The 21,681-nt window shown below is 63.8% G+C and carries 18 protein-coding genes; 6 read left to right on the forward strand and 12 right to left on the reverse strand.

What is annotated here, in order from left to right; genetic code table 11:
- Positions 1-187: 187 nt before the first annotated feature.
- Together C266_RS26680 and C266_RS06465 are read right to left on the reverse strand one after the other, a co-directional pair.
- Positions 188-442, reverse strand: coding sequence for a hypothetical protein (locus tag C266_RS26680; RefSeq protein ID WP_081636187.1), 255 nt, complete (start codon positions 440-442; stop codon positions 188-190).
- A gap of 2 nt (positions 443-444) precedes the next feature.
- Complete coding sequence (locus C266_RS06465) at positions 445-1,686, reverse strand: alkaline phosphatase family protein (RefSeq protein ID WP_010808849.1); 1,242 nt, start codon at positions 1,684-1,686, stop codon at positions 445-447.
- A gap of 740 nt (positions 1,687-2,426) precedes the next feature.
- Here C266_RS06465 and rimO point away from each other — a divergent pair.
- From rimO to C266_RS06485, 4 genes are all read left to right on the forward strand, one after another.
- Positions 2,427-3,794: a 30S ribosomal protein S12 methylthiotransferase RimO gene (rimO, locus tag C266_RS06470; protein WP_010808850.1), complete on the forward strand. Its 1,368-nt coding sequence runs from the start codon at positions 2,427-2,429 to the stop codon at positions 3,792-3,794.
- Positions 3,794-4,729, forward strand: a complete 936-nt coding sequence (locus C266_RS06475; RefSeq protein WP_010808851.1) for a sugar kinase — start codon at positions 3,794-3,796, stop codon at positions 4,727-4,729. The genes rimO and C266_RS06475 overlap by 1 nt, the downstream gene beginning before the upstream one ends.
- Before the next feature lie 203 nt (positions 4,730-4,932).
- A complete protein-coding gene (gene bktB / locus C266_RS06480; protein WP_010808852.1) occupies positions 4,933-6,114 on the forward strand; it encodes a beta-ketothiolase BktB in 1,182 nt (393 codons plus the stop codon).
- Between the two features lie 53 nt (positions 6,115-6,167).
- On the forward strand, positions 6,168-7,385 hold the full coding sequence (locus C266_RS06485; RefSeq protein ID WP_010808853.1) for a cystathionine beta-lyase: 1,218 nt from the start codon (positions 6,168-6,170) through the stop codon (positions 7,383-7,385).
- 65 nt (positions 7,386-7,450) lie between these two features.
- Here the strand turns inward: C266_RS06485 and serB are convergent, their stop codons facing one another.
- The 8 genes from serB to mfd form a co-directional block, all read right to left on the reverse strand.
- The gene (gene serB, locus C266_RS06490) at positions 7,451-8,338 is read right to left on the reverse strand and encodes a phosphoserine phosphatase SerB (protein ID WP_010808854.1); all 888 of its coding nucleotides are present in this window, start codon (positions 8,336-8,338) and stop codon (positions 7,451-7,453) included.
- Positions 8,339-8,460: 122 nt separating this feature from the next.
- Positions 8,461-9,486, reverse strand: coding sequence for a GlxA family transcriptional regulator (locus C266_RS06495; protein ID WP_010808855.1), 1,026 nt, complete (start codon positions 9,484-9,486; stop codon positions 8,461-8,463).
- A 50-nt stretch (positions 9,487-9,536) separates the two neighbouring features.
- Entirely contained in the window at positions 9,537-10,103 is a 567-nt protein-coding gene (locus C266_RS06500) for a cysteine hydrolase family protein (protein ID WP_010808856.1), read from the reverse strand.
- A 156-nt stretch (positions 10,104-10,259) separates the two neighbouring features.
- A complete protein-coding gene (locus C266_RS06505; protein WP_010808857.1) occupies positions 10,260-11,285 on the reverse strand; it encodes an ornithine cyclodeaminase family protein in 1,026 nt (341 codons plus the stop codon).
- Positions 11,286-11,383: 98 nt separating this feature from the next.
- Positions 11,384-12,412, reverse strand: coding sequence for a threonine/serine dehydratase (locus C266_RS06510; RefSeq protein ID WP_010808858.1), 1,029 nt, complete (start codon positions 12,410-12,412; stop codon positions 11,384-11,386).
- Positions 12,413-12,518: 106 nt separating this feature from the next.
- Positions 12,519-13,805 (reverse strand): MFS transporter, encoded by a 1,287-nt coding sequence (locus C266_RS06515; RefSeq protein ID WP_010808859.1) that lies wholly within the window; start codon positions 13,803-13,805, stop codon positions 12,519-12,521.
- A gap of 236 nt (positions 13,806-14,041) precedes the next feature.
- On the reverse strand, positions 14,042-15,259 hold the full coding sequence (gene argE, locus C266_RS06520) for an acetylornithine deacetylase (RefSeq protein ID WP_010808860.1): 1,218 nt from the start codon (positions 15,257-15,259) through the stop codon (positions 14,042-14,044).
- Between the two features lie 225 nt (positions 15,260-15,484).
- On the reverse strand, positions 15,485-18,949 hold the full coding sequence (gene mfd, locus C266_RS06525) for a transcription-repair coupling factor (protein ID WP_010808861.1): 3,465 nt from the start codon (positions 18,947-18,949) through the stop codon (positions 15,485-15,487).
- A 108-nt stretch (positions 18,950-19,057) separates the two neighbouring features.
- Between mfd and ispD the strand changes: the two genes are divergently transcribed.
- Together ispD and ispF are read left to right on the forward strand one after the other, a co-directional pair.
- Positions 19,058-19,780 (forward strand): 2-C-methyl-D-erythritol 4-phosphate cytidylyltransferase, encoded by a 723-nt coding sequence (gene ispD / locus C266_RS06530; RefSeq protein WP_010808862.1) that lies wholly within the window; start codon positions 19,058-19,060, stop codon positions 19,778-19,780.
- A gap of 63 nt (positions 19,781-19,843) precedes the next feature.
- Entirely contained in the window at positions 19,844-20,365 is a 522-nt protein-coding gene (gene ispF, locus C266_RS06535) for a 2-C-methyl-D-erythritol 2,4-cyclodiphosphate synthase (protein ID WP_051126171.1), read from the forward strand.
- A 105-nt stretch (positions 20,366-20,470) separates the two neighbouring features.
- On the opposite strand, the gene C266_RS06540 is transcribed toward ispF, so the two are convergent.
- Together C266_RS06540 and C266_RS06545 are read right to left on the reverse strand one after the other, a co-directional pair.
- The gene (locus C266_RS06540) at positions 20,471-20,998 is read right to left on the reverse strand and encodes a carboxymuconolactone decarboxylase family protein (protein ID WP_010808864.1); all 528 of its coding nucleotides are present in this window, start codon (positions 20,996-20,998) and stop codon (positions 20,471-20,473) included.
- 59 nt (positions 20,999-21,057) lie between these two features.
- Positions 21,058-21,606, reverse strand: a complete 549-nt coding sequence (locus tag C266_RS06545; protein ID WP_010808865.1) for a peroxiredoxin — start codon at positions 21,604-21,606, stop codon at positions 21,058-21,060.
- Positions 21,607-21,681 lie beyond the last annotated feature (75 nt).

Below are 21,681 nucleotides of genomic sequence, written 5' to 3' on the forward strand. Positions count from 1 at the left end.
CAGGGCATTGCCGGACACGCAGACAGAATGGTTGAGGCCCTTTCCGTTGCTTTGCGGGTCGTCGTCACGCTGACGAACGATGGTGTAGCCGCCGGGCGGGGTGTTGTGAGCAACCTTTGCAACGGCTGGCGTGCCTCGCATCAACACACGGCCCGCCAGGTTGGCCTATCTGGCCTCAAAACGGCCGTCATGTATGGCGCAACCCGTCACTGCGCCGGGCTTTCCGGTGTCTGTCTCGCTCTGCCAGCAGCAGCGGCATCAGTTCCTCGATGTATTTCTTGGCATGACCAAGCGTGACCACCTGTTGGAAGCGCTGATGCCCCTTATCGCGCCCAACCAGGGCAATATGGGCTTTCCTCAGTACGTGCAGGTAGGCCATAAGACTGGTGCCGTCGCGCAGAGGCTTGTTGTTGCGCGGATCCGGGGAAGGTGCTTGGGCCATGTTCAGATCCTCTGAGGGCAGTCAGTGCGGCAGGTCGTTGTGATCAGGGGCAGCAGATCCTTGGCGTTCCGGTCGCGGTCGGTCAGCGGCGAAAGACCGAACAGGCGCTCGACGGTTGCGAGTACTGAGGCGTGGTCATACACCGTGTGATCCACCTGGCCTTGCGCTACCCAGGGCGATACCACGATCGCGGGGACGCGCACGCCGTAGACATCGAACAGGAATCCATTTTTGTTCAGGGTCGAGGCCGCACCGTCGTTCGGCGGGGGCGCGGTGCCGGGGTTGACTGAGTCGTAGAAGCCGCCGTGTTCGTCATACAGGATCACTAGCAGGCTGCTCTCCCAGATTGGCGAGTTGCGAATCGCGTTGTAGACGCGGGCCGCGAGCTGGTCGCCGCCGGTTAGACCGTCCATCGGATGCTGCGAGCTTCCGCCCTCGTAAGTGTGGTGCACGATATCGCCGTAGTCCGGCTCGATAAATGTGTAGTGGGCGGTATAGCCTGCCGCGAGATCGGCCTCGAAGTGCGACAGGTCGTCGATGTCGAAGAAGCTAATGCCCTTGATGGACGAGACCTGCGGCACGCGCCCCAGAAGTGAGCCCGAGTCATCCTGGTAGAGGCGGTACTTGAGGTTGGCGAGCGCGTCGAAGATCGAACCGTTCGGGTAGACGAAGCCGTCCAAAGTCTCCCATTCGTTTATTTCGGCAGAGGTCGGCGAATGGTCGAGGCCCGCCGAGGACGCACCATGCACGAAATACCGGTTCGGCCAGGTGGGGCCGGGCACCGACGAGCGCCAGCCGTCACACAGCATGAACTGTGTCGCCAGCTTGTATAGCGCGGGCGACTGACTGGCGGTGTTGATACCCAGCATGATCTTGCCCACGTCGGCGGTCTGTGGTGGATTGCCTTCGGAGTGGGTCGTCGCGTAGTTCGAAGCGAAGCCGGAGTTATTGACCGGCGGGTAAGCTCGTCCATTCGGGGGCGGGACGCCCGCACCGCAAAGCTGTTCGATCACGTCCGTGAACTCATGTCCGGGGTCGGTGGGCATCTGGTCGGGCGCGTCGCGGCCAAACGGATAGTCAGTGCTGCCGTAGGCGTTGGCATTCCCGGACGTGGCCGCGACGATGCCGGGGATGCCCGACAGTCCAAACAGGTGGTCGAACGATCGGTTCTCCAGCATCAGCACGAACACATGCTGGATGGGAGTCTGGGCCGGTGCGGATGCGATCGATGCGTTTACATTCATGAATGCCTCCTCCTGTCGTTTGTCGGCCCTCGACTAAGGGTTGCAGTTCATTAAGGCGTCCACTTGCGTAGTGCGTGGTGTTGATCCCGGGCCTCGGCGAGAGCGTCATTCCCATGGAGCATTTGTACATTCAGTATTTGAGCTCCGACATCGATTGCCGAGTCATCTTCGATTTTTTTCAGGTCGGTCAAATCGCTGCAGATTGAAGGTCTTCCGCGTTGATCGTCAATGGATCAGCGCGTACCAGGCAACACGATGGCTTTTGTGCGCGGCCCTTCAGCGTTCCCGTCTCACATACCGTTCGTAGTACGTTGAGTGAGTTTTTATAAAAGCACACGACGAACGTTATTTCAAGAAGTGAGAGCAGAGGGCGCAGGACTCACCGGTAAGACGATCGCCCGGCACACGGGCGCGAATGTCCCTGCATGGCCGGTCACGTCTCCCTGTCTTCAGCATCGCCCGAGCGCAGAACGCTTCGTCATTGTCGGCATGAGTCGCCTGCGGGAGCCCACGGGGTGGACATCGCAACGATAGTTGGAACGCGCCGCGGGCGAACAAGGTAAAATACGCGGTTCTTCGCCGCAGGTCAGGTCTTGCGGCGGTTTCGGCGGCAAGCGGTTTTTCGCGTTCCCGGGCATTGCGTTGGCATTGCCGGTGACGCAGACGGAATGGCTCTGAGGCCTCTCCGGTGTTTCGCCGCTCGATCGTCACACGTATTTACTAGATCAGGATTTCGCCCCATGTCCCGCCCATTGCCCGCCGGCACCCCTAAAGTCGGCTTCGTTTCGCTCGGCTGCCCCAAGGCTCTGGTCGACTCCGAGCAGATCCTGACCCAACTGCGCGCCGAAGGTTACGCCATCTCCGGTACCTATGACGGCGCAGACCTCGTGGTGGTCAATACTTGCGGCTTCATCGACGACGCGGTGCAGGAAAGCCTCGACGCCATCGGTGAGGCGCTCGCCGAGAACGGCAAAGTGATCGTCACCGGTTGCCTGGGCGCGAAGAAGGACGCGGCGGGGCAGGACATCGTGAGCGCCGTGCACCCAAAGGTGCTGGCCGTGACCGGCCCTCACGCCGTGGGCGAAGTGATGAGCGCGGTGCACCTGCACCTGCCCAAGCCGCACGATCCCTTCTCGGATCTCGTGCCGCCGGCCGGGATCAAGCTCACGCCGCGCCACTACGCGTATCTGAAAATCTCAGAAGGCTGCAATCATCGCTGCACGTTCTGCATCATCCCGTCGATGCGAGGCGATCTCGATTCGCGCCCCGTCGCCGAAGTGATGCTTGAGGCCGAGAATCTCTTCAAGGCCGGCGTGAAGGAGTTGCTGGTGATCTCGCAGGACACCAGCGCGTATGGTGTCGATGTGAAGTACCGCACCGGTTTCTGGGCGGGCCGTCCGCTCAAGACCCGCATGACCGAACTGGTGACGGCGCTGGGCGAACTGGCCAAGCAGTACGGCGCGTGGGTGCGTCTGCACTATGTGTATCCGTACCCGCACGTCGACGAAATCATTCCGCTGATGGCGCAGGGCCACATCCTTCCGTATCTCGACGTGCCCCTGCAACACGCGCATCCGGACGTGCTCAAGCGCATGAAACGTCCCGCCTCGGGCGAGAAGAATCTCGAGCGCATTCAGGCGTGGCGCAAGGTGTGCCCGGACCTGACGATTCGCAGCACGTTCATTGCCGGGTTCCCCGGTGAGACCGAAGCCGAATTCGAGTATCTGCTGGATTTCCTGCGCGAGGCCGAGCTGGACCGCGTGGGCTGCTTTGCCTATTCGCCGGTCGAGGGTGCGAAGGCCAACGAACTGCCGGGCGCGTTGCCCGACGAAGTTCGCGAAGAACGTCGCGCGCGCTTCATGGAAGTGGCCGAAGCGATTTCGGCGGAGCGCCAGCAGCGCAAGGTCGGCACCACGATTCAGGTCATTGTCGACGAGATCAACCAAGACGGCGGCGTTGCCCGTTCAGCGGCGGACGCCCCGGAAATCGACGGCCTCGTGTACATCGAACCCACGCCGAAGGCGGCCAAGCGCCTGAAGGTCGGCGAGTTCGTGAACGTGACCGTGACCGGCGCCGATGGCCACGACCTGTGGGGTGAGGTGGCCTGATGACGCAAGCGGGTCCGTCCATTCCGCAAGTGCTCGCCATGGGAGAAGCCATGGTGGAATTCAATCAGTCGCCCGACGATGCCCGTCGGTACTTGCAGGGCTTCGGCGGCGACACGTCCAATTTCGTCATCGCGGCGCGTCGTCAAGGAGTGAGCACGGGTTTCGTGAGCGCGGTTGGCGATGACCTCTTCGGCCGCATGCTGCTCGATCTGTGGCGTGAGGAAGCGGTCGATACGCGTTACGTTCGCGTTGATGCGCAAGCGCCGACCGGGGTCTATTTCGTGTCGCACGACGAGAGCGGGCACCATTTCGATTACCTGCGCGCGGGTTCCGCTGCCAGCCGTTATCACGCACAGGACCTGCCGTGCGAGGCGCTGGCGGGGGCATCGTTCCTGCATCTGTCCGGCATCAGCCTGGCGATCAGTGTGAGCGCCTGCGACGCCGCCTTCGACGCCATGTCGAAGATCCGTGCCGCTGGCGGCAACGTGTCGTTCGATACCAATCTGCGTCTGAAGCTGTGGCCGTTGGCCCGCGCTCGCGCCACGATGCGCGAAGCGTTCAGTCTGACCGACGTCTGCCTGCCGAGCTGGGACGACGTGACGGCCATCACCGGACTGGAAGATCGCGACGCCATCCTCGACGAGCTTCTCTCCCATGGGGTGAAGGTCGTGGCGCTCAAGCTGGGCCGCGAGGGATGCTATGTCGCCACGCCGGAGGAACGTCGTATCGTCGCGCCATACCCGGTGCAGGCGATTGACGCCACTGGGGCAGGCGACTGCTTCGGCGGCGCGTTCGTGGCCCGCCTGGCGCTGGGCGACGATCCGTTCACTGCGGCACGCTACGCCAACGTGTGCGCCGCATTGTCGACAACCGGATACGGCGCGGTCGCGCCCGTGCCGCGTGCGGAGCAGGTGCTCAGGCAATTGGCGGGCTGAGGGTTGAGCCTCGTCAGCGCATGACCGGGGCACAATCGTTGCCCCGGCGCTTCCAGCAGTCCCAGCGAGCGACGGGCGGCGCACGACCGTGCTGCCCCCGGCACCAACCACCTCATCGAAGTTTCCCTCCGCAGACCCTGCCATCGCGGTAACCCCCATAGCGCTATACTCGTTACGAACTGATATCCACCAGGAGAAGAGACATGCAACGAGAGGTCGTGATCGTCAGCGGTGTGCGCACTGCCATTGGTGATTTTGGCGGCAGCCTGAAGGATTTCGCGCCGACGCAACTTGGCGCCATCGTCGCACGCGAGGCCATGGCCCGCGCGAAGGTCAGTGGCGAGGACATAGGACAGGTCGTGTTCGGTAACGTCATCCATACCGAGCCGAAAGACATGTATCTGGCGCGCGTGGCGTCCATCGAGGCAGGGGTGAGCCAGAACGCGCCCGCGATGACCGTGAACCGCCTATGCGGCTCAGGTCTGCAAGCGGTGGTCTCCGCAGCGCAGTCGATCCTGCTGGGTGACACCGACATCGCGATGGCAGGCGGTGCCGAGAGCATGAGCCGCGCGCCGTACGTCATGCCGGGTGCCCGCTGGGGCACGCGCATGGGCGAATCGCGTCTCGTCGACATGATGCTCGGCGCGCTTCACGACCCGTTTGCCGACATCCATATGGGGGTGACGGCGGAGAACATCGCGAAGAAGTGGGGCATCACGCGCGACGATCAGGACCGTCTGGCTGTCGAGTCGCATCGGCGTGCTGCGCACGCGATGGCGGCCGGCTATTTCAACGATCAGATCGTGCCGATCGCGATCAGGTCGAAGCAGGGTGATATCTCGTTCACGACCGACGAGCACGTGCGCGCCGGTTTGAGCATGGAAGACATGGCGAAGCTGCGCCCCGTGTTCGAGAAAGACGGTACGGTGACCGCCGGTAATGCTTCAGGACTGAACGATGCCGCTGCGGCCCTCATCCTGATGGAGCGCGCGCAAGCCGAGCGTCGCGGCGCCAAGCCGCTGGCACGGCTGGTGAGCTACGCCCACGCCGGTGTCGATCCGAACTATATGGGGATTGGCCCCGTGCCGGCGTCGCGCAAGGCGCTGGAGCGTGCGGGTCTCAAGGTGGATGACATCGACGTGGTGGAAGCCAACGAGGCGTTCGCGGCCCAGGCATGCGCGGTCACGCGCGATCTCGGCTTCGATCCGGCCAAGGTGAACCCGAACGGTTCCGGCATATCGCTGGGGCACCCGATCGGCGCCACCGGTGCGCTCATCACGGTCAAGGCGCTGTATGAGTTGCAGCGCATCGGTGGCCGTTACGCGCTGGTGACCATGTGTATCGGCGGTGGGCAGGGCATTGCAGCCGTGTTCGAGCGCGTGTAAGTTACACCCCGGGGGCCGGCGGTGTTGCCGGCCCGAGCCATTCCGGAGCCGTGATGACGCAAGACAACCGCAAGCCCCTCGATACGCCGGAAGCCAACGGCTGGCACTGGCAGACCAATATTCTGCATACCGACACACAATTGCCCGCAGGGTTTGCCGCCATGCCGGTGCCTGTCGCCCGTGCGTCGACGGTGATTTTCCCCGATCTGGCCGCCATGCGTGCGCTCGACTGGAAGAACGACAGCCAGTGGCGCTACGGCCTGCATGCGACGCCGACATCGATGGAGTTGATGCGGCGTCTTGCGGCACTCGAAGGCGGCAAGCATTGCCTGCTGTTCCCGTCTGGCCTCGCGGCCATTTCCAATGTGTACTTCGGCCTCGTCAAGAGCGGCGACGACGTGCTCATTCCCGACAATGCCTACAGCCCGAATCGTGAGCACGGCGACTGGCTTGCCGAATCGTTCGGCATCACGGTGCGCTATTACGATCCGATGATCGGCAACGGCATCGGTGCACTGATTCAACCCAATACGAAGGTGATCTGGCTCGAAGCGCCGGGTTCGGTCACGATGGAAGTGCCGGACGTGCCGGCCATCGCACGCGTTGCGCGCGAGCGCGGTGTGCTCACCGCCATCGACAACACCTATTCGGCTGGCCTGGCGTTCCGCCCATTCGATCACGGCGTGGACATCTCGGTGCAGGCGCTGACCAAATACCAGTCGGGCGGCAGCGATGTGCTGATGGGCGCTGTCGTGACCGTCGACGACGACGTGCACCATCGTCTGAAGCGCGCCCGCATGCGTATGGGTGTGGGGGTGTCGGTCGACGATTGCAGTCTCGTGCTGCGCAGCCTGCCGAACATGCAACTGCGCTTCGAGGCGCACGACCGCGCTGCGATGACACTGGCTACATGGCTGGAAACGCGCCACGAGATTGCGGCGGTGCTGCACCCGGCATTCGAGGACTGCCCGGGTCATCAGCATTTCCGTCGCGACTTCTCGGGGGCGGGCGGTCTGTTCTCCGTGGTGTTCGACGAGCGCTACTCGCAAGCGCAGATCGATGCGTTCATCGAAGCGCTACGCTTGTTCAAGATCGGCTTCAGCTGGGGCGGGGCGCACAGCCTTGTCGTGCCATACCGCGTGCCGTCGATGCGTACGGCAACGCCGTGGCCGCATAAGGGCGCGTTGGTGCGCTTCTACATCGGTCTCGAAGACGTGCGGGATTTGCAGGCGGATATCGAGGCGAGCCTCAAGGCGCATCTCGGCGCCTGATGTTGCGATCCGGGGCGGAGGAACGGCTCGCGGATTGCGCAAGCCGTGTCCGCCCGGGGGCACGTTCAGCCCTTGCGGAACAGTGAGAGCAGACCGTCCAGCCCGGCGTAATTGAATGCGACGGAGGCCTTCTCGCGCACCACGGGTTTTGCACGGAACGCTACCGACAACCCGGCAATCGCCATCATCTGAAGGTCGTTCGAGCCGTCGCCCATAACAATGGCCTGATCGGGACGGATGCCGAATTGGGTCGCCACTTCGGCCACCGTGCGCGCCTTCACTTCGGCGTTGACGATCTCTCCCAGCACACGACCGGTGAGCTTGCCGTCGACAATCTCCAGCGTGTTGGCGCGGGCGACATCCAGATTCAGACGCGTCTTCAGGCGTTCCGTAAAAAAGGTGAAGCCACCCGACACCAGCAGCGTGCGAATGCCGAGCGACTGCACGCCGTGCAGCATGGTCTGCGCGCCGGGCGAGAGTTGCAGGCGCTCGTCGAACACCTTCTCCAAAGCACTGGCATCGAGCCCCTTGAGCAAGGCTACGCGGCGCGTGAGACTTTCGTTGAAGTCCTTGATCTCGCCGCGCATGGCGGCCTCGGTGATCGCCGAAACTTCCGCCTTCAATCCGCAGAAATCGGCGATTTCGTCGACGCACTCGATGGTGATGAGCGTGGAGTCCATATCCATGGCCACCAGCTTGAAATCCGTGAGACGGCGCTGGCTGTCGACGAGTACGGCATCGACCTCGTGCTGCTGGGCAAACGCATGCATCGCGGTGCGCAGGGCCGGGCTGTCGGGGACATCGGCGATGCGCGCCGCACCCGGCGTAAACGTGACACTGGCACCGGGCACGAGTGCACCGACGGCGGCTTGCAGGTGAGGCGGGAATGCCGTAGCGGGAGCGGCGGGCGTGGCGGGTGAAGCGCTGCCCAGAATGACGAGGTCGTTGGCCATCTTGAAGTCGAGAGTCTTGCGTTTTACGTGCGACCGACATTCTACCGGGTTGCGGCGGCCTCGCGCCGGTTTCCCGGACGGGCGCGAGATTCCGGATGCCCATCCGTCGCACGGGGCGCGCCTCAGCCGTCGTTCGTGGCGCGACGCGCGCGGCTCGGCGGAAGTGCCTCGAACTTGTGCCAGACGCGCCGCAGATGGCGGCTGGAGCCGAAACCGGTGCGCTCGGCAATGCGCTCCAGATCGAGATGGCTGTTGCCGAGCATCTCGCGCGCGAGCGCGATGCGCAGTCGATGCAGATAGTCGATGGGCGCGACGCCGGCGTGTTCGCGGAAGAGTCGCGTCACGTGCCGTTCGCTCGCGCAGGCGATGTCGGCCATGGTGGCGAGTGTCCAGTCGTGGGCGGGATCGGCGGCGATGGCGTCCTGTACCCGATGCAATGCCGGGTGCAGGTGGTTGCGGCCTTCGAGCCAGGGAGACAACTGCGGGTCGGCGCCGGCACGCCGCGCGTAGACAACCATCTGGCGCGCCACCGCAGCCGCGCACAGCGGGCCGGTGGCGTTGGCAATGAGGGTGAGCATCAGATCCAGCCCGGTGGTGACGCCGGCGCTCGTCCACACGTTCCCGTCATGCACGTAGAGCCGGTTGTCCGCTACGCGCGCACTTGGGGCCAGTGCGCGCAACTCGTCGCAACTGCCGTGATGCGTGGTGCAGGCGCGCGTATCGAGCAGTCCCGCGCGTGCGGCCAGCAGCGCGCCCGTGCAGATGCACGCCAGTTGGTGCGTGGGGCGTACCACTTGCCGAAGCCACGCAACGGCGCGGGCTTCGGCGTCTTCTGCCGGGGCGTCCGATAAGTTGGATAAGTCCGTCATCGTGCCATCGTCCGTCACTTGCTCCGGCAGTGGCTTCTCGACGGTGCCCGCGACGACCAGCCAGGCGTCGTCGGGCACGTCGCCTGGCAGCACGTCCAGCGGCGAGAGGCGCAGGCCGACGGAGGTGGCCACCGAGCGCTGTGTGCCGACATAGCGCAACACGAAGCGCACGTCGTCCTGCTGATGATTGGCGATGCGCAACGCCTCGGCCGGCGCTGCGATGTCGAGCAGCAGCGTATTGGGCATGACCAGCAGATAGACGGGTTGCAGTCGTGGCATCGCAGCAGGCCTTCAGGACAAATTCGGACAACGTCGGCTCGAGAGCGACATTACACCGCCGCGAGCGCTTCCTCAACCGTCACGATACGGGCGAAGCGGTCGACGAGGACCGTTTCGGTGCGCTCCTTGAGGTCGGCCACCGACAACTCGCGTCCGGTGCGCGGGTGTTGCATCGGGAAGGTGAGGGTGGCTTCCGTGACGAAGTCCACTTCGTAACCCGCATCGGACGCCGCACGGGTCGTCGTCTCGCAGCATTGCTCGGTGCGGATGCCGGAAACGATCAGACGGGTAATGCCATGTTCGACGAGCCACGCGCCGAGGGTGGAGCCGGCCAGCGCGCTGTGCTTCACCTTGTCCACCGTGAATACCGGGGCGATACGAAGTTCTTCGAGCGTGCGCACGAAGCCCGAGTCACGCGAGAACACGCCCGAATCGATATGGAACACCTGCACGACGGGGACGCCACGCGCCACCGCACCGTCGACGAGCGCTTGTTGCCGGCTGAAGTACGTGGCGAGATCGTCTTCGCGCCAGTACGGACGCTGACGGAACGATTCCTGGGCGTCGATGACGAGCAGGGCGGTGCGGGACGTTTGGGCGGTTTGATTTTGCGACATGAGCGACTCCGTTAGGTTGGGTGACGGTGAGGCCATGTTACGAGGCGCTCAGGGACCACGACAGACCGCTCGCAGACCGGAATCGGACGTATCCGGACATCAACGGTCGATGCCTGTCAACCGATCGAATGCCCCGAATGCCGGATAGACAGGCGTTCAGATCGCGGCGTGCGTGCCAATGCCGGCGGCTTGCGCCCGCTGATACAGCGCGGCGGCGAGTGCGACGTCCTGCGCCCCCATGCCGAGCGACTTGAACAAGGTGACGGCTTCGGCGTTGGTGCGCCCGGGATGCGTGCGAATGACCAGTTCCCCGAGGTCTGCAAGCAGGTCCTCCGGTCCGATACGGCCTTCGGCGGCAGCCGCCAGATAGTCGCCGGACTCGTTGATCGTCGATTCACGCCGGTCGACGAACAACCGGGCTCGCGCCATGAGCATGGTATCGGCTTCACGATGACGAGGTGTGCTGCTGCCCACCAGATTGACGTGTGTGCCCGGCGCGATCCAGCCGGCTTGCAACACCGGGTCCGTTGCGTTCGTCACCGTCACGACGATATCGGCGTCGCACACGGCCGCTTTCGCGCTCTCGGCGGCTTCGAGGGGGAAGCTGTAGTTCGACTGTTCCTTGTCGACGAAAGCCTGTGCCGTGGCGAGCGAGCGGCTTGCCACATACACGTGCCGCAACGGGCGCGCCGCCGCGAGCGCCGCGAGATGCCAGTGCGCCTGATGACCTGCCCCGATCAGGGCGAGGCGAGAGGCGTCGGGGCGGGCGAGCAGACGTGTCGCCAGTCCGGTCACGGCGGCGGTGCGAATGCCGGTGATCTCCGCCGCGTTCATGACGGCGAGGAGTTCGCCCGTCTCCCCGCTCATCAACAGAACGCAGCCCTGATGCGGGTCCTTGCCGTGCGCGCTGTTGCCGGGAAAGAAGGTGCCGACCTTGGCGCCATAGACCGGCATGCCGGCCGCAGCGCTGCCGAGGAATGCGGGCATCATGCCGAGCATGCCTTTTGCGCCGAGCGCTTCCGGCGCACGGATGATCTGGCGCAACGGCAGGTGAATCTGCCCACGGGCGAGCGCGCCGAACATGGCGGACATGACGGGGATCGCGTCGGCCACGGGCATGAGCGCGGTGATTTGCGCAGCGTCGAGCAGCAGAACGGGTGGCGTTAAGGAGGTGGCGGACATGCGAGTTCCTTGTGAACGTGCGGGCAGTGACCGAGGCGCCAAGCGAAGACGCGACCGTCAGGTCGCGTCAGGCGTTTCGTCAGAGGGGGAAAAGGTGTTCAGCCGTTCGCTTCGGCTGCGAGCGCCGCTTCGATGTGGCGGTTGAACGTCGCCGTGTCGGTGTTGGTGCCGCACAGCAGCACGCCGACGCGCTTGCCCATGAGTGTCTCGCGCAGCGGTCCCATCAGCGCGGCGGTCGCCGCCGCGCAGGCGGGTTCTACAGCCAGCTTCAATTGACGGAACAGGGTGAGCATGCCCGCGCGCATCTGGTCGTCGGTGACCGTGACCAACTCATCGACATGACGGCGGCACAGCGTATAGCTGTACAACTCTGTGTGCGGTGCCATCAGGCTGTCGGCGATACCGGTCATCGGCCCCATCTTGACAGTGCCGCCTGCAGCGAAGCTCTGTGCCATGGCGTCGGCACCGGCCGGTTCGACCCCGTACACCTTCACGTGTGGCGCGAACAGCTTGAACGCGGTGGCTACACCGGCAATCAAGCCGCCACCGCCGATGGGCACGATCACGGCGTCGAGGTCGGGGGCTTGCTTCGCCCATTCGTAGCCCAGCGTGGCCGTGCCGAGCACCGTGCGGTAACCGTTGAACGGATGCACGAAGTAGCGGCCTTCTTCCTGTTCTACGCGCTTGACCATGTCGAACGCTTCGTGAACGTTGTCAGCGAGTATCAGTTCCGCACCGTATTCACGGCACAGCGAGGAACGTGCCGGGCTGGCGGTCTTGAGCATGATCGTCTTGGCGCCGATGCCCGTTGCTCGCGCGGCGTAGGCCACGGCCACGGCGTGGTTGCCGGCGGACACGCACGTCACGCCCGCCTTGCGCTGCGCTTCGTCGAGTGAGAGCAGGTTCGAGAACGCCCCGCGCGCCTTGAACGTGCCCGACGCCTGCAACAGTTCGTACTTGAATGTCACCTGGGTGTCGCCGAGCGTCGGAAAGTCACGGCGGGTGAATACCGGCGTCGTTCGCACATAAGGAAGCAGCTTCTCGTGCAAGGCGGCGATGGCGTCTTTCGTCGGCGCGGGTTGCCCGTCGATGGTTTCGGCGTGCAGGTCGTGGGTCGATTGCGTCACTTGGGCGTTGTCTCCTTAGTCGTGAAATGCCGGGAGGGGGCGCACACCGGTGAGCGGATGTGCGCCGCGGCTCCCGTAGCCGCTTGGCGTTGCCGGGCTCGATGGTTCAGCGAAGGCCGAGCTTGCGGCTGCGCAGCAGCGCGGTAATGCTGATGACGGCAGCGAAAATCAGATAGAAGCTCGGCGCGAGCTTGTTGCCCGTTGCGCCAATGAGCCACGTGATGATAAACGGTGCGAAGCCGCCGAACACCGTTGCTGCAATGTTATAGCTCAGAGAGAGGCCCGTGGTGCGCACCTGTGTCGGGAACAATTCGGTGAGCAGTGCGGGCAGGGCGCCGAAGTAGGTCGTCATCAGCAGGCCGAGCACGATCTGGAACACCATCAGCGAGCCGAACGTCGGATTCGCATCGAGGAAGCGGAACATCGGGTAGACGAGCACCAGCAATGCCACGGCGGCGGCGAGCATCGGCTTGATCCGGCCGTGCGTATCCGACCAGTGGCCGACGATCGGTGCGACGATCAGTTGCACGACACCCGTGAGCAGCACGGCTGAGAATGCGGCCGAGGACGGCAGACCCAGTTGCTTGACCGCATACGTCGGCATGTAGAGCACCAGATAGGTCGCGACGGTGGCCATCACGACCACGCCGATGGCGAGCAGCAGGCGTTCCTTCTGGCTGGCAAACGTATCGCGCAGGGGGTTTTGCGTGGGCTCGATGTCCAGGAACTCGGGCGTCTCGTCCAGACGGCGGCGAATGTAATACGCCACGGGGCCGATCAACAAGCCGAAGAAGAAGGGGACACGCCACCCCCACGACGCCATCGCTTCCGGCGACAGATTGCCGGTGAGCAGCGCGCCGAAACCTGCGGCGAGCAGCGTGGTGAGACCTTGCGAGGCGACCTGCCAGCTCGAGAAGAAGCCGCGACGTTGCGGCGCGTGCTCGGCGAGGAACGCCGTGGCGCTACCGAATTCGCCGCCGGCCGAGAAGCCCTGCACCATGCGGGCGATGACGATACCCACTGGCGCCAGCACCCCGATGGAGGTATACGTCGGCATGAGCGCGATGAGCAGCGTGCCGACCATCATCAACAGAATCGACAGCGTGAGCGCGGCTTTGCGGCCGGCGCGGTCGGCGTAGGCGCCAATCACGATGGCACCGAGCGGGCGCATGAAGAACGACACGCCGAACGTGCCGAGCGTGAGCAGCAGCGACACCGTGTCGTTGCCGGTCGGGAAGAACAGTTTCGCGATGGTCACGGCGAAGAAGCCGTACACCACGAGATCGAACCACTCGAGGGCGTTACCGATCGATGCGGATACGATCACACGCCAGGCGTGCGGGGTGGTGCGGGCGGACGGGGCCGTCGCGTTGGGGGCTGCGCTTGCACTCATGGGCGAGATCTCCAATACCTTGTCTGGCGTATGTGCTTTGTTATCTTGCGAAGGGATGTCTTGTGCGCCTTTGCAATAGACGTCTGTGACTGTGTACGGCGTGCTGCTTTGCTGCTTTGTTGCCTTGCGCGATGCCGGACCGGCGCCGCCAAGGCAACGGGCCGCATCCCGCTAGCGGAATACGGCCCGGTAAGGTGACAGCCGGCGCCTTGGCCTGAAATGATTCAGGCGACGGTTCAGGCGTCGACGGTATTGCTGCGAATCAGCTTGCGCAGGAACGACTCGCACTGCGCGATCTGTTCGAGCGACACGAACTCGTTGGGCTTGTGCGCTTGCTCGATATTGCCAGGGCCGCATACGATCGACGGCACGCCCGCCAGTTGGAACTGACCGGCTTCGGTGCCGTAGGCGACCTTGCGCTTGTCGGTGTCCTTGGTCAGGGCGCGCACGAGTTGCGTGATGGCGTCCTGCTCCGAGGCGTCCAGCGCCGGGGCGGCGGCAATCCGCTTGAACTCGATGCCGGCGTTCGGATGCTCTTTCTGCATCTTCGGCACAAGCTCGTCCAGCGCGTATTGCTGAATGCGCTGGAAGATGCCTTCGGCGTCGACGCCCGGCAGATTGCGGTATTCGAAAACGAACTCGCACAGTGCCGGAATCGTGTTGAGGGCGATGCCGCCCGAGATCGTGCCGGTCTGCGCCGTGGTGAACGGCACGTCGAACAACTCGTCGAACGGACCGTTCTGCTTGAAGTGATCGGCCAGATCGCGGATGTAGCAGATCAGACGTGCCGCGTATTCAATGGCGTTCGAGCCCTTCGGCGTGAGCGACGAGTGCGCTGCGTGACCGCGCACACAGCACTGGTAGGCGTTGATGCCCTTGTGGGCGACGATCACGCGCATGCTCGTCGGCTCGCCGACGATGCAACCGTCCGGGCGAATGCCGCGCTCGCGCAGCTCGGCCAGCATCACGGGCGCGCCCACGCAACCGATCTCTTCGTCGTAGGAAAAAGCGAAATGGAACGGCGTCTTGAGCTTGGCGTCGCGCATTTCCGGCAGCATCGTCATGACAGCGCCGATGAAGCCCTTCATGTCGCAGGTGCCGCGGCCATACAGGTTGCCGTCGCGCACCACGGGCTTGAACGGATCGGTATCCCACGGCTGGCCGTCGACCGGCACCACGTCGGTGTGACCCGACAGCACGATGCCGCCCTGGGTGTTGCCGTCAGCGGCGGGCAGCGTCACGAACAGATTGGCCTTGCGCTTGGTCGCGTCATACGAGAGCCACGGCTCGACACCCGAATGCTTGAGGCTGTCGCGCACCGTCTCGATCAGGCCGAGGTTCGATTCGCGGCTGGTGGTATCGATGCTGACCAGCTTCGTGATCCAGTCGAGCGATGCTGGCTGGGCCTCGCTGGCGGCTTGCGGCGCGATGGCTTGAGGGGAAGCGCTTGTCATTCGAATCTCCGGGAATCTTCCAGTCATACGTACTGGGAAATGGTACTCAAAAATAATTTAGAGGTAAAAGATTGTGTGAACAACCATTCCTGCCTCGCGGGAATTTGCGCGCCGGACGGGGGTTTGTCCGGATGCGCTTGCCCGGCGAACGACTGAAATTGCTGCGGCGCACACCGGATTCGAGGTCTTTTCGAGCGTTTCGGTGTGCCGTCGCTGCCGGGTGTGTCAGGCGGCTTTTGCGCCGGGTGAGCCGAGGGCTCGCAACGTCTCCTTGATCGCGCGCACGCGGTCGGTCAGTTCTGCGTGTTTCACTTCGATGCGCAGTTTGTCCTGCCCGGCGAGTTTGATGTGGCGATGCTTCTGCACCAGTTCGATGATGCGCATCGGGTCGACGGCGGGCGTCGGCTCGAATTGCAGGGCAATGGCTTCTTCGCTCGCATCGATCTTCACAATACCCAGCGGCTTGGCCAGCAACCGCAGACGGTGCGTCTCGATGAGTGCCTGCGCCTGTTGCGGCAACTTGCCGAAGCGGTCGACGAGTTCTTCCTGCGTCGTGTCGATGGCATCGGGATTCGTGCCGTTGGCGAGCCGCTTGTAGAGCGAGAGACGCTCCTGCACGTCGCCGCAGTAATCGCTTGGCAGAATGGCCGGGACGTGCAGATTGATCTCGGTCGTCACGGCGAGCGGTGCAGTGAGATCCGGCTCGCGGCCGGCTTTCAGCGCACTCACCGCGTCGGCCAGCATATCGGTGTAGAGCTGGAAGCCGATTTCATGGATTTCGCCCGATTGTTTGTCGCCCAGCACTTCGCCCGCGCCGCGAATTTCGAGATCGTGCATGGCGAGGTAGAAGCCCGCGCCCAGTTCTTCCATCTGCTGAATTGCTTCGAGACGGCGTTGTGCCTGCTTGGTCAGGGCCTTCGGATCGTGCACGAGCAGATAGGCGTACGCCTGATGGTGCGAGCGGCCCACGCGGCCACGCAACTGGTGCAACTGCGCGAGACCGAACTTGTCGGCGCGATGCATCAGGATGGTGTTGGCGGTCGGCACGTCGATGCCGGTCTCGATGATGGTCGTACACAGCAGCACGTTGGCGCGCTGTGTCACGAAGTCGCGCATCACGCGCTCGAGATCACGCTCGTGCATCTGGCCGTGGGCGACCACGATGCGGGCTTCGGGCACAAGGGCTTCCAACTGAGCCTTGCGGTTCTCGATGGTCTCGACTTCGTTATGCAGGAAATACACCTGCCCGCCACGCTTGAGTTCGCGCAGCATGGCTTCGCGAATTACACCATCTTCCTCGCGTCGCACGAAGGTCTTGATCGCCAGGCGCTTCTGCGGCGCGGTGGCGATGACCGAGAAGTCGCGCAATCCTTCGAGGGCCATGCCGAGCGTGCGCGGAATCGGGGTGGCAGTCAGCGTGAGCACGTCGACCTCGGCGCGCAGTGCCTTGAGGGCTTCCTTCTGACGCACGCCGAAGCGGTGCTCTTCGTCGATGATGACGAGGCCCAGGCGCTGGAACTGGATGTCGTTCGAGAGCAGCTTGTGCGTGCCGATCACGATATCGACCTGTCCTTCGTTGATCGCCTTCACACTCGCGTTCACTTCCTTTGTGGTCTTGAAGCGGGAGAGTTCGGCGATGCGCACCGGCCAGTCGGCAAAGCGATCGGAGAAGGTCTGCGCGTGTTGTTCGGCGAGCAGCGTGGTGGGCGCGAGCAGAGCGACCTGTTTGCTGTCGAGCACGGCAATGAAGGCGGCGCGCAAGGCCACTTCGGTTTTGCCGAAGCCGACGTCGCCGCACACCAGACGGTCCATCGGACGACCGCTGGTCATGTCGCTCATGACGGCGGCAATCGCGGCCGCCTGATCCGGTGTTTCCTCAAAGCCGAAGCTGTCGGCAAACTTCTCGTAATCGCGCGGCGACAACTCGAAAGCGTAGCCCGAGCGCGCGGCACGGCGGGCGTACAGGTTGAGCAGTTCCGCCGCCGTATCGCGGATCTGCTGTGCGGCCTTGCGCTTCGCCTTCTCCCATTGGCCCGAACCGAGGGAGTGCAGTGGCGCGGTGTCGGGGTCGGCGCCGCTGTAGCGCGAGATCAGGTGCAACTGCGAGACCGGCACATACAGTTTGCTCGCGCCCGAGTATTCGAGATGCAGGAATTCGGTTTCACCTTCGCCGAGATCCATGCTGACCAGGCCCTGATAGCGGCCGATGCCGTGCTGGCTGTGAACCACGGGGTCGCCGACCTTGAGTTCGGCAAGGTCGCGTACCATCGAGTCGACCGACGTCGCCTGTTCCTGGCGGCGCTTGCCCGCGCGGCGCGCAAGTCCTTCGTACAGCTCGTTTTCGGTGATGAACGCGAGGTTTTCGGCCGGCAGCAGGAAGCCGGCGGCCAGCGGGGCGACGCCGATGGCGAAGCGCGCGTCTGACGTCAGGAAGTCTTCGAGCGACTCGACCGTGGAGGGGCGCAGATCGTTGTCGTGCAGCAGTTGCAGCAGCGTCTCGCGGCGGCCGGCCGAATCGGCGCCCAACAGCACGCGCGCCGGTGTACGGGCCAGATAGGCGCGCAGCGCGGCGAGCGGGTCGTCGGCGCGGCGATTGACCGCCAGCGGCGGCAGCGGGGTGGCCCAACTGCCATCGCCCGGCGCGGGCAGCGTCAGCCGTGCGAACGGCTTGGCGAGCGCGAAGAAGTCCTGATCGAGCAGGAATAATTGCTCGGGCGGCAGCACCGGACGCTCGCGGTCATGCGACAGAAAGTTGTAGCGCTGGCGCGTGTCGTTCCAGAAGCGGTGGATCGCCGCGTCGAGATCGCCCACGAACACCAGTTGCGCGTCGGCGGGCAGATAGTGGAACAGCGTGGCCGTTTCTTCGAAGAACAGCGGCAGGTAGTACTCGATGCCTGCCGACGGCACGCCGCTGCCGATGTCCTTGTAGATTGGACTGCGGCTCGGATCGCCTTCGAAGACTTCGCGCCAGCGGCCGCGAAACGCCGTGCGCGCGGGTTCGTCGAATGGGAATTCGCGCCCGGGCAGCAGACGGACTTCCTTGACCGGATACAGGCTGCGCTGCGTGTCGGGATCGAACGCGCGAATGCTGTCGACGGTATCGTCGAACAGATCGAGGCGATAGGGCAGTGCCGAGCCCATCGGGAAGAGATCGATCAGCCCGCCGCGTACGCAGTACTCGCCGGGGCGCATCACCTGACTCACATGCTCGTAGCCCGCGAGTGTGAGTTGCGACTTCAGCCGGGCCTCGTCAAGACGTTCGCCCTGCGTGAAGAAGAACGTGTAGGCCGCCATGAAGCTTGCCGGCGCCATGCGATAGAGCGCAGTGGTCGCGGGCACCAGCACGATGTCGCAGCGCTTCTCGCCGAGATCGTGCAGGGTGGCAAGCCGTTCGGACACGAGATCCTGGTGCGGCGAGAACGTGTCGTAGGGCAGCGTCTCCCAGTCGGGCAGCAGCCGCACGCGCGCCTCGGGTGCACACCACTTCAGTTCCTGCTGCAGGCGCAGGGCGTCGGTGGCCTGGGCGCACACGACGGCGAGCAGCGGCAGGCGCTCGCGATTCTCTTCGAAATAACGGGCAATGAGCAGGGCGTCACTGGACGCGTGCGAGCCGGCAAAAGCGTAACGCTGTCCCGCTTTCACGAGCGGCACAGGCACGGTACTACGGGATAAGGCGTTGGCGGAGGACATAGGAAAACGTTGCAGAAATGGCAAAGCACGGGGCTCCACTCGCATGGGGCCCCGTGACAGTCAGCGTCTATTATAAAATCCCTGCTTTATCCTTACCTGCGTTTTATCGTGAGCGACCGACTTTTTGCCGTCATCCCGTGTGCCGGGGCCGGTGTACGCGCCGGGGCCGACGTGCCCAAGCAATACCGAAGCGTCGGCGGACGTGCCATGCTTCACTATGCCCTTGCCGCATTCGACGCCTGTTCCGAGTTCGCTCAGACCGTGCTGGTGCTGGCGCCCGACGACGATCACTTCGACGGGCGGCGCTTCGGCACGCTGCGCTTTGCGGTGCGCCGTTGCGGCGGCCCGTCGCGCCATGCGTCGGTCCTTGGCGGCCTGCAGGCACTCACCGAGTTCGGGGCGCAGGACAGCGATTGGGTGCTTGTGCACGATGCTGCACGTCCTGGCATCACTCCTGCGCTGATTCGCGCACTCGTCGAAGCGCTGCGCGACGATCCGGTCGGCGGCATTCTCGCGTTGCCCGTGGCCGATACCCTCAAGCGTGAGCAGGCGCCGGCCGAGAAGGGCGGGTTGGCCGCCGTACAGACCACGGAATCGCGTGATGGGCTGTGGCAGGCACAGACGCCCCAGATGTTCCGCCTTGGCATGTTGCGTCAGGCGCTGGAAGACGCGCTTGCTTCGGGAGCCGAAGTCACGGACGAGGCCAGCGCCATCGAGCGTATCGGCCTCACACCGAAACTCGTTCGCGGCAGCCTGCGCAACTTCAAGGTGACATATCCCGAAGATTTCGTGCTTGCCGAAGCATTCCTCGGTGCGGCCAAGTCCGCGTGAAGGCGCAGTGATTACCGGCTGCATTGATCTGACGTACTGTTTTTTCGCATTTGGCGATTCCCCATGACTGAACCCGCTGTTTCCAATGTCTCGCTCGCTACGTTGTTCAAGCTCCGCATCGGTCAGGGCTACGACGTGCATGCCCTCGTGCCCGGCCGCCCGCTCGTGATGGGGGGGGTGACGATTCCGTTCGACCGCGGCCTGCTGGGCCATTCGGACGCCGACGTGCTGCTGCACGCCATCACCGACGCCGTGCTCGGTGCCGCGGCGCTGGGCGACATCGGGCGTCATTTCCCTGACACCGATCCCACGTTCAAGGGCGCAAACAGCGTTGTATTGCTCAAGGAAGCCATGCGTCGTGTGCGCGAGCATGGCTATGAGATCGTCAACGTGGACTGTACGGTCATTGCGCAGGCGCCGAAGCTCGCACCGCATATTGCCGCCATGACCCAATCGATTGCCGATGCGCTGGGCATCACCGCCGGTCAGGTGAACGTGAAGGCGAAGACCAACGAGAAGCTGGGCTATCTCGGCCGCCAGGAAGGGATTGAAGCACAGGCGGCGGCATTGCTCGTCGGGCGCTGAGCGCCGGTCAGACCCAAAGCAAAACGGCGCTACCGGACAAAGCCGGTAGCGCCGTTTTGTTTTTGATGGCTCGCGCAGTGTCGAGGCACCGCGCCAAGCCTTACCTTACGCTGCCTCGGCGGCGAGGACTTGCGCAGCGGCGTTGATGACAGCGGCGATACGGCCGACGTCACGCAGTTGCGCGGTGCTCATCCCATGCTCGGCGGCGAGCAACTGAAAGTGCGACTGCACGCAGAAGTGGCACTTGCCGATGATGGACGCCGCCAGGGCATACATCTCGAAGCGACGCTGATCGACGCCGCCTCGCGTGGCGTAGCCGTTCATGCGAAGTTGGGCCTTCTCGTTCTTGAGTTCGGCGTTATCGGCCATCTCGAGGTACGGATACCACGTGTTGTTCATGCCCATGAGCGCGGCGGCGGTCAACGCGCCTTCAAGCTCTTCCGGGGACAATACGCCGGCTTCGCGAATCGCCTTGATGAGCGGCTGGCTCTTGGCCGCGAAGGCGGCCGCGAGGGCCACACCAACGGCGTCGTTGCCTTCCAGCGAGGAGCGGGCGATCGTGCCGTCGAGGTTCAGGCGAATGTCCTTGGCGTAGTCAGGGATCTGCGCCTTAATCGCGGTGATGAATTCCATAAATTTCTCCTATTGCTTTGGGCTGAAAAAGCCCGCTTGCGCGGGCTTCGAGACGACGCTTACAGCGTTGCACCGCCGACCGCGCGGTTGCACGGGCAGAGTTCGTCGGTTTGCAGGCCGTCCAGAATACGCAGAACTTCTTCCGGGTTACGGCCGACGTTCAGGTTGTTCACCGAAACGTGCTGAATGACGTTGTCCGGGTCAACGATGAACGTTGCACGCAGGGCCACGCCGGCTTCCTTTTCACGCACGCCGAGTTGGTCGATCAGAGCACCCGTGGTGTCGCCGAACGAGTAGTGGTTCAGCTTGCTCAGGTCCTTGTGCTCACGGCGCCATGCCAGTTTCACGAATTCGTTGTCGCCCGAACCGCCGAGCAGAACAGCGTCACGATCTGCGAAGTCGTTGGCCAGCTTGGCGAACTCAACGATTTCGGTCGGGCACACGAAGGTGAAATCCTTCGGGTAGAAGTAAATGATCTTCCACTTGCCCGGGAACGAGGCTTCGGTGATCGTTTCGAAAGCCGACACACCGTTTTCTTCGTGGTTGTTGAAACCGGGCTTGGCAGCTACTACCGAGAACGCTTCGAGTTTGTCGCCGACAGTCTTCATCGATTTACTCCTAAATTAGTGCGGTTTATGTCGAGATGTCACAGGTACATCGCAACCAGCAACTGACCGGGATCA

The sequence above is a fragment of the Pandoraea sp. SD6-2 genome (assembly GCF_000389825.1).
Lineage (GTDB): Bacteria > Pseudomonadota > Gammaproteobacteria > Burkholderiales > Burkholderiaceae > Pandoraea > Pandoraea communis.